Genomic DNA, 12689 nt, shown 5'->3' with positions numbered 1-12689 from the left:
ATCATCATCCGATGGTGGTGCTGATTGAGGCCGCAGCCTAGATCGCGCCTCGGGCGGCGAGCTCCTCGCGGATCGCCTTCTTGGTGATCTTGCCGTAGCCCGACTTCGGCAGCGCCTCCCAGAACTCGACGCGGCGGGGCAGCTTGTAGGCGGACACCTTGTCCTTCAGGAAGTCGACGAGCGCGTCGGCCTCCAAGCTCGCGCCGGCCTTGAGGACGCAGACGGCGACGCCGACCTCACCCCAGCGCGCGTCCGGCACGCCGACGATGGCGATCTCGTCGATCGCGGGATGGGTGAGGGCCTTCTCCTCGATCTCGCGCGGATAGACGTTCGAGCCGCCGGAGATGTACATGTCGGAGGCGCGGCCGGTGATGTAGAGGAAGCCCTCGGCGTCGAGATGGCCGAGATCGCCGGTGCGGAAGAAGCCGTTGCGGAACGCCTTCCGGTTCGCCTCCTCGTTGTCGTAGTAGCCGGCGAAGACCGCCGGCCCCGTCACGCAGATCTCGCCGGTCTCGCCGGCAGGCAGCGGACGGCCGGCGTCGTCCTGGATCTCCACCTCCATGCCGGTCCGCGGATAGCCGCAGGTGCCGACGCGGGCGTCCGGCCCGTCCTCCAGACGGTGGAGGTCGGGGGGCAGCACGGTGATGTTGCCGGTCACCTCGCCGAGGCCGAAATATTGCACGAGGCAGGGGCCGAGCACGGCGAGGGCGTGCTTCTGGTCCTCGCGGTACATCGGAGCGCCGGCGTAGATCACGTAGCGCAGCGAGGAGTGGTCGTGGCGCGCCACGGCGGGGTGCTCGGTCAGCATCTTCACGATGGTGGGGACGGTGAACATGTTCGTCACCCGCCACCGCTCCACGAGCTGCCAGGCTTCGGCGACGTCGAAGCGGGCGGCGCCGGGGATGACGGTCTTCGCCCCGTGCGCCACCTGGGCGAGCTGATGGATCCCGGCGCCGTGGGAGAGCGGCGCCACCACCAGCGAGGCGTCGCGGTGCGTCGTTCCCGGCATCAGGTCGCAGAGATGGTTGGTGACCACGAACGCCATCTGCCCGTGCGTCAGCACCGCCGCCTTGGGCCGGCCGGTGGTGCCGGAGGTGAAGAAGAACCACGCCGGATCGTCACGGTCGACGGGGGCCGTCGGCGCGGGCGTCGCCCGATGCGCGGCGACGAGATCGTCGTAGCTCTCGCCGAACGTGGAGGGGCCGATGGAGATCGCCGTCGCGATGGGGGCGGCCGCCAGCGCCTCGGCCGCATGGTCCGGAAAGTCGGCATGGCAGACGAGGGCGGTGGCGCCGCTGGCGCTCGCGAGATAGGCGACCTCCGCCGGGGTCTGGCGGAAGTTGGTGGGCACCCACACCGCGCCGAGGCGGAAGCAGGCGAACATCGATTCGAACATCTGATTGCAGTTCTTCGACTGCACCAGCACGCGGTCGCCCTTGCGCACCCCGCGTGCGGCGAGTGCCGCGGCCATCGCCGCGACGCGCGCCTCGATCTCGCCCCACGTCCAGACGTCGTCGCCCCAGACGAGGCCGATCTCGTCCCCGAGCCGCCGGGCCGACTGGGTCAGGAAGGTGGCAAGGTTCATCACCCGCGTCGACACCGGCAGGAGACCGCCCCGCGGGGCGGCGCATGGCTCGCTTTGCGTCAGCATCGGGCCGTCCTCACACGCACTTCTGGGTGATGCCGCCGTCCACCACGAGCTCGTGGCCGGTGATGTAGCGGGCTTCGTCGGAGGCGAGGAACAGCGACGCGTAGGCCGTGTCCCAGGCGTCGCCCATCTTGCCGGTGGGGCATTGGGCATCGCGCCGCGCGATCATCTCGTCCACGTCGCCGCCGTAGGAGGCGGTGAGCGGCGCGCGGATCATCGGCGTGTTCATGAGGCCGGGCAGCACGCAGTTGGCGCGGATCCCCTTCGGCGCATACTCGATCGCCATGTTGCGCGTCATCGCGATCACCGCGGCCTTCGACGCCGAATAGGCGGCGTAGGGAAAGCCCAGCGAGCGGATGGCGGCGATGGAGGCGACGTTGACGATGGCGCCGGCGCGCTGCTCCTCCATCACCGGCAGAGCGTGCTTGCAGGTGAGGAACACGCTCGTCTGGTTGATGCGGATCACCCGGTCCCAGCTGTCGAGGGTCGCCTCCACCGGGCCGCCGGTCTCGGCGATCCCGACATTGTTGTGCAGCACGTCGAGACGGTCGAACACGTCGACGCACCGCTTTACCATGGCGAGGACCTCGAGCGGGTCGGTCACGTCCGCCTCGAAGGCGACGGCGGTGCCGCCTTCCCCCGCGATGATCGCCGCCGTCTCCTCCGCGGCGGCGATGCGGCGGTCCACCGCCAGCACCTTGCCGCCTTCGCGGGCGTAGAGCACGGCGGCGGCCTTGCCGTTGCCCCAGCCCTGACCCGTCGACCCGGCACCCGTCACGATGACGGCCTTGCCGGCCATGCGTTCACCCATCCCCGTGCTCTCGCATTATTGTTGTTGGCGCGAGTGTGCCACGGGGGGCGTGCGCTGTCGCGCGTGCCCCCGTGGCGGCGGGGCTACTCCGCGGCTTCGCGGTGGCGGCTGCGCGCGTAGCGCACGAGCGCGTCGTCGTCGACGGGCTCGATCGGGGCGAAGTCCTGGTGTGCGATCCATTCCTTGCGCGTCGGCGTGCGGATCGCGTTGGAGACGGCGTTGAGCGTGAGGTAGACGATCTTGCGCGGGTAGGGGGTGATGTTGCCCGCCGAGCCGTGCACCAGGTTGCCGTGGTGGATGAGAAGGCCGCCCGGCTTGCCCGTCGGGGCGGCGATGCCGCCTTCGGCGACGAGCTTCGCCACCGTGTCGTTGTCGAGCGTCCACAGCGGGTAGGCGGTGGTGGAGGTGTCGTGGCCGGCCTTGATGGCGCCGTGGGTGTGGCTGCGGCGGATCAGCATCAGCGGCCCGTTGATCGGCATCACCTCGTCGAGGAACACGGAGATGTTCATCGCCCGCGGCTCGGGCATCCCGTCGTCGTTCTGCCAGGTGACGTAGTCCTGGTGCCACTGCCAGACGTCGCCGGCGAACGCGGCCTTCGCGTTCACCTTGAACTGGTGCATGTAGAGCTTCTCGCCGAAGAGCTGCTCCACCGGCTCGATCAGCCGCGGATGCCGGCCGAGGAGGCGGAAGGCCTCGTTGTAGCGCTGGCAGGCGAAGGCGGTCCGCGGAACGCCGGACTTCTCGTACCAGATCTCCTCGCGCTTCTCGGCGAAGATTTCGTCCGAGGCCTCGCGCAGCGCGTCGACCTCTTCCGGCGAGAATGCCTCGGGAATGAAGAGGAAGCCTTCGCGGTTGAACTCGTCGATTTGATCCTGTGTCAGCTTCATGGGTCGTTTCCTCGTGGTTGGCGCGAAGCTCTGACGGCTTCGTCGCGGCGACGGACGGAGCGGGGCTCAGCCCGAAAGGGTCGTGAGGCGGCGGCCGGTCTCCTCTCCGGCGGCCTCGGCATGGATGCGGGCGGCGTCGGCGGCCTCGGCGGGTCGGCCGGCGAGGATCATCTCGGCGATCGCCGCGTGCTCGCGCCAGGCGCGGGTGCGGAAACCGGGATCGTCGAGCACCACCATCATGGAGCGCATCATGTGCGGAAACTGGGGCTCCAGCGTATCGGCGATCCAGGCATTGCCGGAGAGGCCGTTGAGAAGGCGATGGAAGGCGACGTCGGCCGCGACCAGGCGTTCGATGCCGGCGTCCTCGCCGAGCGAGCGGCCCTTGGCGATGCAGTCGGCGAGGCGGGCGCGGTCGGTGCCGGTCAGCGCCCCGTCGCGCATCCGCTCGGCGGCGAGGCGGGCGGCGAGCGCGTCGAGCGCGGCACGCACCTGGTAGAGGGCGGTGAGCGACAGGGGGTCGATGCGGGCGACGGCGAGGCCCTTGCGGCCGACGTCTTCCACGAGCCCCTGGCGCTTCAGAAGCTGCAGGGCATGGCTGACGGGCTGACGCGACACGCCGAGCCGCTCGGCGAGGTCGGCCTGGCGGATGCGCTCGCCGGGCTTCAGCCGACAGGCGGCGATGGCCATGACGAGCTCGTCATAGGTCCGGTCGACGAGGATCGGGGATTGATCGAGAGGCGTCATCGCAGCACCGAATGAATTCGGAATTCCGAATTCATGACGTGGAACGGCTGCAACGTCAAGTCACATCCCGAACGCGCTGCGCGGGAAAGGAAGGGATGGGCACCTCCGCGGCGTGGCGCGGAGGTGCGGGAGGCGGCGTCGGCCGAACGGGCTCGGCCGAAAGGGGTCAGCCGACGAAGGCGCGCTCGACGACAAAGGTGCCGGGGTTGTTGTTGGCGCCCTCCACGAGGCCGAAGCTCTCGAGGATCTCCTTGGTGTCGGCGATCATCTCCATCGAGCCGCAGATCATGCCGCGGTCGGTTTCGGGATCGATCTTCGGCAGCCCGAGCGCCTCGAAGAGCTTGCCGGACTTCAGGAGGTCGGTGATGCGCCCGGTCTGCGCGTGCGGCTCGCGCGTCGCCGAGCCGAAGTAGACCAGGCGGCCGCTGACGACCTCGCCGACGAGCGGGTCGTTCACCGTCTCCGCCACCAACTCCTCGCCGTAGGCGAGCTCGGCCACCTCGCGGCAGGTGTGGGTGAGGATCACCGTGTCGAACTTCTCGTAGGTCTCCGGGTCGCGCACGATCGAGGCGAACGGGGCGATGCCGGTGCCGGTGGAGAAGAGGTAGAGCCGTTTGCCGGGCAGCAGCGCGTCGTTCACCAGCGTGCCGGTGGGCTTCTTGCGCATCAGCACCGTGTCGCCGACCTTGATCTTCTGCAGATGCTCCGTCAGCGGGCCGCCGGGCACCTTGATCGAGAAGAATTCGAGCTCGTCGTCCCACGCCGGGCTCGCGATCGAGTAGGCGCGGAACACGGGCTTCTCGGCGTTGGGCAGGCCGATCATCACGAACTCGCCCGAGCGGAAGCGGAAGCTCGCGGGCCGCGTCAGGCGGAACTTGAACAACCGGTCGGTGTAGTGCTTCACCTCCGTCACCTTCTCGGCAAAGACGTTCGCCGGGATGGGGAAGGTGGCGGGCTCACCCGCTTCGGTGGTCGTCATGAAATCGCTCGCTTCGTTAGGGGAGGCGTCGGCCGCACGTCACCCTTAGGGCGCTCGCGCATCCTTCGCAAATGTCTCCCGATATCGTTAGCACACAAACAATTAACCGGCCTTGCCGATCGAAGTCAACCAATTGCATGCAGCGCTTGTGCCAGGCGAGGCTAGTGTTAGTGTTCTAACGATGCCCCGGCCTGGGGCTATTCCGCGCGCCCCCCGGCAGAAGGCTCTCGTCATGGCAGATCCGAAGAAGCTCGTCGTCCACAATATCGGCCTCCTCCTCTCCGGCCGCATGGAGGAGCCGATCCTCGATGCGGACTGCGTGATCGCCGAAAATGGTCGCATCACGCAGGTCGGCCGTGCCGCCGACCTCGACCGCGATGGCGCCGATCTCGTCATCGATGCGAACGGCGTGACCCTCGCTCCGGGTCTCATCGACAGCCACGTCCACCCCGTGGTGGGCGACTACACCCCCCGCCAGCAGCAGCTCCACTGGATCGATTCCACCCTCCACGGCGGCGTCACCACCATGATCTCCGCCGGCGAGGTGCACATGCCCGGCCGTCCGAAGGACGTCGTGGGCCTCAAGGCGATGGCGATCGCCTCGCAGCGCTGGTACGAGAATCTCCGCCCCTCCGGTATGAAGGTGCACGCCGGTGCCCCCGTCATCGAGCACGGCCTGGAGGAGCACGACTTCAAGGAGCTCGCGGAGGCCGGCGTGAAGCTCCTCGGCGAGGTGGGCCTCGGCTCGGTGAAGGACGGGGCCACCGCCCGCCAAATGGTCGCCTGGGCCCGAAAATACGGCATGCAGTCGACCATCCACACCGGCGGCCCGTCGATCCCAGGCTCCGGCCTCATCGACAAGGACGTCGTGCTCGAAGCCGACACCGACGTGATCGGCCACATCAACGGCGGCCACTCCGCGCTGCCCGACGACCAGATCGTCTGCCTCTGCGAGAGCTGCAAGCGCGGCCTCGAGGTGGTGCACAACGGCAACGAGCGGGCCGCCCTCCTCACCCTCAACACCGCGCGCGAGATCGGCGAGCTCGACCGCCTCATTCTCGGCACCGACGGGCCGGCGGGCTCTGGCGTCCAGCCGCTCGGCATCCTGCGCATGATCGCTCTCTACGCCGCGCTCGGCAACGTGAAGGCGGAAACGGCCATCTGCTTCGCCACCGGCAACACCGCCCGCATGCGCGAGCTCGACGTGGGCATCATCGAGCCGGGCCGGGCGGCGGACTTCGTGTTCCTCGACCAGGCCCAGCACGCGCCGGGCAAGACGATCCTGGAGTCCATCGAGCTCGGCAACCTGCCCGGCGTCGGCATGACGGTGATCGACGGCATCGTCCGCTCCCGCCGCAGCCGCAACACGCCGCCGGCGAACAAGATCCCCCTGATCGAGGGGGAGTGAGGCGCTCCGCCCGCTGTCTGTTGGCGAGGCGGTCGCTTCGGAGTTGTGGAAGGGAGCCCGTCCCCCGAGAGGCCTGGAGCCCGTTGGGGCGCATGGGCCCCTTTCGCCCCGCTCTGAACCCTGAACGGTTGCTTGAGACCGCCGATCCCGCACGACATCGACGGGACCCACGCCACGCCACGCCACGCTCCGTCGTCGCGGCGCTCGCTGAAGCCGGCCTCGCCTTCTCGCGCACCGATCCGCGGCAGGCTCGTCCGCGCCATGGCACAGCTGGCCGAGGAGGGCCGAACGCTCCCCTCCCGAGTCCGGCTCTCGGGCACAGCCCCCGGAATCGGCCCGACCGACACCGCATGATCACCCATCACGTCGAAGACGATCCGGCGAGCCGTCGGATAAAGCCGGATGGGCAACGGTCGTGGAAGAACGGGCCGTCACCGGTTTCGCCGCCACAGACCGCGGCGACGAGGCCTGAGCGCGGATCGATCGGAGCGCGGCCAACGGCCGCAGCGCCCAGCGCCTGACTCACAGAGATCGCCCGCCACGGCGTTCAAATGCCCCGACGGCTTTTGGATGACGTAACTGTGTCGACAGATTTCCCAATAAGAACAGCTGCTTCGAGAGATTTGTCACCAACCGGTCTGTTGCCGGAATCCGGGCCGCCATCGCGTTCGCAGCAACCCGCCGATCACCGAGTGTTTATAGCGTTAGAACCTGGATTCTACTGCCAGAATGTTCTAACAATCACCAATCTTTTAGGACTATTGCACATCGAGGCAAAATGAAACTCAATCGAGCTTACGCTTTTCTTTCTATCTTGTCGGTATTTGTGGCAGGCGTTCCAGTCAATGCGCAATCGCCTTCAAGTCAGGCGGGCGCTAAGGAGCGTTTGTCGATCGACGATGACATGGCACGGGAAATCTATTTGGGACGCGGGTACGGTGTCGACGCCCGCGACCGTCTCGATCCCAACGTGGTCGAGTGGATGAAGTATCAGCTGGCCATGCTGACTTTTGGATTTGAGATCCTGTACACCGAAGACTGTGTCATCGGTCAATCCAACGAACCAATCTTTTCGTTTTCCCATCGCGTGGACCAGTTGACCAAGCGAAACGGTGTGACGATCAACCATTTGGAAGGCAAAACCAGATCCTACTCGGTGCGTGCGAAATACCGCGACTCGGCTGAAGCGGCATTCGCCCGAGCGAACGATCCGGCGCACCTGCGCGACATGATGATCTATCGCGATCGTGCCAGGCAGATCCGTTTGCAGAACCTGATCGAAGGTCTGATCAGCGAGCTGGGTTGCGACACGCCCGAAGAACGCCAGTTCTCCTACAACCTGCATGCGACCATGCTGGGCCGGCCACCGCTTCAGGCGCGAAGCAAGCTCTCGATTTTTCAGAGAAAGTGCGCCGAAACCTTGCCGAGTATCGTTGAGGGTGCGGCAGGGGGTGCTTGCGGCTGTCTCGAAGAGACGTACCGGGCGACGGCAGGTGATCGATTCATCGAGAATCTGGAAGACTATTTTACCCGAGATAGACTCCTGCTTTCCATCGCTCTCGCCCCGAACGAGAAGGTAAAAGCATGCTTGCAAGACTGACTGCTGTACTGCTTCTGCTGGCGGGCTCCGCCGAGGCGCAGATCAAGACTGTGGCCAAGCTTCCACCCAATACAAAAAACGTGTTCACCGTTCCCGAGTTGGGCCTTCAGGTGGAAGTCGTGACGAAGCGCGCCGCCGGCGGCGGCCATTACCACTCCACGACCCGCATCACAGCGGTACAGGCGTACAGCCCTGCCGCCATGGCGGGCAATCTTTATATTGGTGATTACATTACTGGATTTTCAAATATACGCACTGCAGTTGCGAGCACGCTCAAGAGGGCACAAAAGAATTTCGACCAATCCGAGCGGTTTCCTGTTAAAGTGGAGAAGCAAGGCTTTCAGGGAAACGGCCGGTACGACTGGAACGACCAAATCAATATTATACTTTATACAGAATCGCCATCTAAACAAGAAGGGGCGCCTTGGTTTATTGAAAAAGGTAGCGCTAACAATCAATTTAGGATCTATGTCGGGCAACAACAGGGCTTCATTCCCGACGATTTTGAGTTTCGCCCGGAATCGTCACGGCAAGATTTATCACGTTACGAGAATTCATTTCATGAACTGCTTCAGCGTAAGATAAACGAACAACGAGATTTGCTTTTCAGCATGTCTTGTCAGGAAGCCCATGCCGCCATGCCCACGGTCATGCGAGAGCTGGACCCCTACAACAGCGTGTCGTACGGCTTCGGTAACCCCTTGCTGATGAGCCTGGACATCGCCGAAAGAACTCTTTGTCGCAACGAAAAATTCGGCCCGCCTCCCCCGGAAGCGCTCGAGAGGTATGCTGTCATCACGGCTAAAACCTGCGAAGATGTGGCAAATCGAGCCGAAATCGCGGAGCAGAATTACCGATATAGCTTAAGTGGTAAGGATTACGGAAGCTACATCGCGGCAATGATATATAAGTGGTCCGACAAGAGCCCTGATTTGCAGGAATGTGTTCGGGATTATTTCAAGAAAGAGTGGAGCGCATTGCTTGAGTGAATCATGACCTCGGCCGCTCTCCGGTGGGTGACGCGATGGTCACATCGGACGTGCGGAAGGAGACCCGTTCGCGAGAATGGGCCCCTTTCGCATCGCTCTGAACCCTGAACAGTTGCTGGGGACTGCCGATCCCGCACGACATGGAGAGGGCCCCCGCCATGCCATGCTCCGTCGTCGGCTGCGACTTCTTCGCGGATCGCGAGCGACCCGCAAGCGATCGCCGCCCGGGTCGCTTCTCTCGACCCTGCCGCCCACCTCGGGCGGCAGGGTTTTTTGTATCAAGGCGTGTCAGCGGTTGCGCGCTGTGACGCGTCGCGACAAGTCCCTCGAGCGCACTTTGTCTGTTCTGCATAGAAGGCTCGACGAGCGAGGCTGACCGACAGCCTCGCATCGTCGACCGATGTCGGGCCGCGTCTTCGGGGCGTCGCGACGTCGCCGGTTCCGAAGAGGGTTGGCTGCCGTCGACGAAGCCACCCGCGGAGAGACGCTATGAACCCTGCCCAGTCCGACGTCGCAACGCCCCACGCCTCCCGCTATCTCAGTCAGCTGCTGAAGCACTTCGCCCACAAGCTGCCCGTGGAGATGGAGGAGGGGAGCGGCCGCATCGCCTTCCCCGCCGGCGTCTGCTCCCTGGCGGCCGAGCCGGACGTGCTCCATATGCGCGTCGACGCCGTCGACGACGCCGAATGCGGGCGCCTGATGAACGTCGTCGAGCGCCACCTCGTGCGCTTCGCCTTCCGCGAGACCTTGTCCGTCGACTGGCGTACCGCCGCATGGTCGACGGAGCCGTGACGCGCGCCCATCTCCCCACCGATCGCTGAGGAGCCCGCCATGAGTGTCCGCCGTGCCGTTTTCTGGGCGCATCTGTCCGTCGCCCTCGCGGCCGGGCTCGTCATCCTCACGATGTCGGTCACCGGCGTGCTTCTCACCTACGAGCGTCAGATCGTGGCCTTTGCCGAGCGGCAGGCCTTCACCGTGCCTGCGAGCGACGGGGCGCGGCTCGATGCCGATGCGCTCGCCGACGCGGCACGCGCCGCGCTCGGCGACGATGCGTTTCTGGTCCTCACGTCCGACGGTCTCGTGAAGGCGACGGCGGGCCGCCGTGCCACGGCCTTTCTCGATCCGACCACCGGTGCCGTCATGGGGAGCGGCGTCGAAGGCGTCGAGGCGTTCTTCCGGGGCGTCACGGCCTTCCACCGCTGGTTCGCGCTAGAGGGCGAGGGGCGCGCGGTCGCTCGCGCGATCACGGGCGCGGCCAACCTCGCCTTTCTGTTCATCGTGATCTCGGGCCTCGTGCTGTGGTGGCCGAAGCGCTGGCGCTGGCCGCTGGTGAAGACGCATGTGGTCTTCCGCCGGGGCCTGCCCACCGCCAAGGCGCGCGACTACAACTGGCACCACGTGTTCGGCATCTGGGCGAGCCTGCCGCTGGTGCTCGTCGTCGCCTCGGGCGTGGTGTTCTCCTACCCGTGGGCGAACGGCCTCGTCTTCGCGCTCTATGGCGAGACGCCGACCCGCGGCCGGCCCGGGCCGCAGTCGCGCCCCGCTCCCGCGGCGCACCCCGACGCGAGCGGCCCGACGGCGACCACCGGACCGCTCGACCTCGACGGCCTCCTCGACCGGCTTCGCGAGGCCACGCTGGACTGGCGCACCATCACCGTGCCGCTCGGAGCTGTCGGGGCCGAGGCCGTCGAGGCGACCGTCGACACCGGCAACGGGGCGCAGGCGGGCAGGCAGCGCACCCTCACCCTGTCGCGCGCCGACGGTAGCATTCTCGCCGAGCGCGGCATCGAGGCGGCGACGCCGGCCCGACGGGCGCGCGTCTGGCTGCGCTTCATCCACACCGGCGAGGTCTACGGCGTCCTCGGGCAGACGATCGCGGGTCTCGCCTCGCTCGCGGCGGTGTTCCTGGTGTGGACGGGGTTCGCGCTCGCCTTCCGCCGGCTGATCCGGCCGCTGATCCGTCGGCCCGTCGCCGCATCGCGGAGCGGCTGACCTCCGACGCCGCGCCACGCGAACAGCCCCGCCGTCGCGACGGCGGGGTTTTCGCGTCGGCCGGCGGGATCTTGCCCACGGCCGTGCGCGAAGCGAACATGTGCCGCAATGGCGCTCCCGCCGGTCCCGGACCGTGCGGGCGCCCGCGCGGGTGGGCGACCGCCCCGCGTCGGACCGTGGCGCCAGGTGCGCCGCCCATCCCGCGTCCGCCGCCCGGCGGGTGCCGCAACAGGAACGAAGGCCGGATGCCCATCCTCACCCTCGACGAACTGAGACACCTCGTCGCCGCCGGCACCATCGACACCGTCGTCGCCGCCCAGGTCGACATGCAGGGCCGGCTGATGGGCAAGCGTTTCACCGCACCCTTCTTCCTCGCGTCCGCCCACGCGGAGAGCCACTCGTGCAACTATCTCCAGGCGACAGACCTCGAGATGTACACCGTGGAGGGATACCGCTCGGCGAGCTGGGAAAAGGGCTACGGCGACTACATCATGAAGCCGGACCTCTCGACGCTGCGCCTGACGCCGTGGCTCGACGGCACCGCCCTCGTCCTCGCCGACGTCCTCGACCATCACCACCGGCCGGTCGCCCACTCTCCGCGGGCGATGCTGCAAGCCCAGATCGCCCGCCTCGCCGAGCACGGCCTCGCGCCGATCACGGCGACGGAGCTCGAATATTTTCTCTTCAAGGAGAGCTTCGAGGAGGCCGAGGCCAAGGGGCTCGCCGGCCTCACCCCGATCAGCGCCTACAACGAGGACTACAACATCTTCCAGACCACCAAGGAGGAGAGCGTGATGCGGGCGATCCGCAACGGTCTCCTCGCCGCCGACGTTCCGATCGAGAACACCAAGGGTGAGGCGGACGCGGGCCAGGGCGAGATCAACGTGCGCTACGCCGACGCGCTGACGATGGCGGACCGGCACGTGATCATCAAGAACGCGGCCAAGGAGATCGCCTGGGCGAAGGGGCGGGCGATCACCTTCATGGCGAAGTGGCACAACCGCTATGCCGGCAACTCGGCGCACATCCACCACTCGCTGGCGGACAGCGCCGGCGCCCCGGCGTTCTACGATCCCGCGGCGCCGCACGGCATGAGTGGCACCATGCGGCACTATCTCGCCGGCGTCCTCGCCCACATGCGCGAGATCACCTATTTCCTCGCCCCCTACGTCAACTCCTACAAACGCTTCTCGCCGGGCACCTTCGCGCCGACCAAGATCGTCTGGTCGCTCGACAACCGCACGGCCGGCGTCCGCGTGGTGGGGGAGGAGACCAAGGGGGTGCGCCTCGAGTGCCGCGTCGGCGGGGCCGATCTCAACCCCTACCTCGCCTTCGCCGCGCTGATCGCCGCCGGGCTCGACGGGCTCGAGCGCGGGCTCGAGCTCGCCTCGCCCTTCTCCGGCGATGCCTATCAGGCGAGCGGCACCCTCGCGGAGGTGCCGGCGACACTGCGCGAGGCTACCGAGTCGCTGGAAGGCTCGGCCATGCTGCGCGCGGCCTTCGGCGACGCGGTGGTCGACCACTATGTCCACGCCGCCCGCTGGGAGCAGGCCGAGGCGGACCGGACCGTGACCGACTTCGACCTGCGCCGCGGCTTCGAGCGGGTGTAGGAAGCGCGTCGCCTCGAAGCC

General features: G+C 66.8%; 11 protein-coding genes. 6 read left to right on the top strand and 5 right to left on the bottom strand.

The window, feature by feature from the left end; all coding sequences use genetic code 11:
- Positions 1–37: 37 nt before the first annotated feature.
- The 5 genes from JCR33_RS23315 to JCR33_RS23295 all read right to left on the bottom strand — a co-directional run bounded on the left by JCR33_RS23315 (position 38) and on the right by JCR33_RS23295 (position 5069).
- Entirely contained in the window at positions 38–1651 is a 1614-nt protein-coding gene (locus JCR33_RS23315; protein WP_198884552.1) for an acyl-CoA synthetase, read from the bottom strand.
- Positions 1652–1661: 10 nt separating this feature from the next.
- Positions 1662–2459: an SDR family NAD(P)-dependent oxidoreductase gene (locus tag JCR33_RS23310; RefSeq protein ID WP_198884551.1), complete on the bottom strand. Its 798-nt coding sequence runs from the start codon at positions 2457–2459 to the stop codon at positions 1662–1664.
- Between the two features lie 83 nt (positions 2460–2542).
- Positions 2543–3346: a phytanoyl-CoA dioxygenase family protein gene (locus JCR33_RS23305; protein ID WP_198884550.1), complete on the bottom strand. Its 804-nt coding sequence runs from the start codon at positions 3344–3346 to the stop codon at positions 2543–2545.
- Between the two features lie 66 nt (positions 3347–3412).
- Positions 3413–4090 carry a GntR family transcriptional regulator gene (locus tag JCR33_RS23300; RefSeq protein ID WP_198884549.1) on the bottom strand — a complete coding sequence of 226 codons (678 nt, stop codon included), beginning with the start codon at positions 4088–4090 and terminating at the stop codon, positions 3413–3415.
- Positions 4091–4256: 166 nt separating this feature from the next.
- Positions 4257–5069: a ferredoxin--NADP reductase gene (locus JCR33_RS23295; RefSeq protein ID WP_198884548.1), complete on the bottom strand. Its 813-nt coding sequence runs from the start codon at positions 5067–5069 to the stop codon at positions 4257–4259.
- Positions 5070–5301: 232 nt separating this feature from the next.
- On the opposite strand from JCR33_RS23295, the gene JCR33_RS23290 reads away from it, so the two are divergent.
- From JCR33_RS23290 to JCR33_RS23265, 6 genes are all read left to right on the top strand, one after another.
- Complete coding sequence (locus JCR33_RS23290; RefSeq protein WP_198884547.1) at positions 5302–6477, top strand: amidohydrolase family protein; 1176 nt, start codon at positions 5302–5304, stop codon at positions 6475–6477.
- 778 nt (positions 6478–7255) lie between these two features.
- The gene (locus JCR33_RS23285) at positions 7256–8077 is read left to right on the top strand and encodes a hypothetical protein (protein ID WP_198884546.1); all 822 of its coding nucleotides are present in this window, start codon (positions 7256–7258) and stop codon (positions 8075–8077) included.
- Complete coding sequence (locus JCR33_RS23280) at positions 8062–9066, top strand: Do family serine endopeptidase (protein ID WP_198884545.1); 1005 nt, start codon at positions 8062–8064, stop codon at positions 9064–9066. Before JCR33_RS23285 ends, JCR33_RS23280 begins: the two co-directional genes overlap by 16 nt.
- Before the next feature lie 489 nt (positions 9067–9555).
- Entirely contained in the window at positions 9556–9858 is a 303-nt protein-coding gene (locus JCR33_RS23275) for a DUF2218 domain-containing protein (RefSeq protein ID WP_198884544.1), read from the top strand.
- A gap of 39 nt (positions 9859–9897) precedes the next feature.
- Positions 9898–11058: a PepSY-associated TM helix domain-containing protein gene (locus JCR33_RS23270; RefSeq protein ID WP_198884543.1), complete on the top strand. Its 1161-nt coding sequence runs from the start codon at positions 9898–9900 to the stop codon at positions 11056–11058.
- 245 nt (positions 11059–11303) lie between these two features.
- On the top strand, positions 11304–12668 hold the full coding sequence (locus JCR33_RS23265; RefSeq protein ID WP_198884542.1) for a glutamine synthetase family protein: 1365 nt from the start codon (positions 11304–11306) through the stop codon (positions 12666–12668).
- The last annotated feature ends 21 nt before the right edge of the window (positions 12669–12689 follow it).

It is taken from the genome of Acuticoccus mangrovi, assembly GCF_016411865.1.
Lineage (GTDB): Bacteria > Pseudomonadota > Alphaproteobacteria > Rhizobiales > Amorphaceae > Acuticoccus > Acuticoccus mangrovi.
The sequence above is the reverse complement of the archived record's forward strand: the minus strand, read 5'-3'. Positions and strand labels throughout refer to the sequence as shown.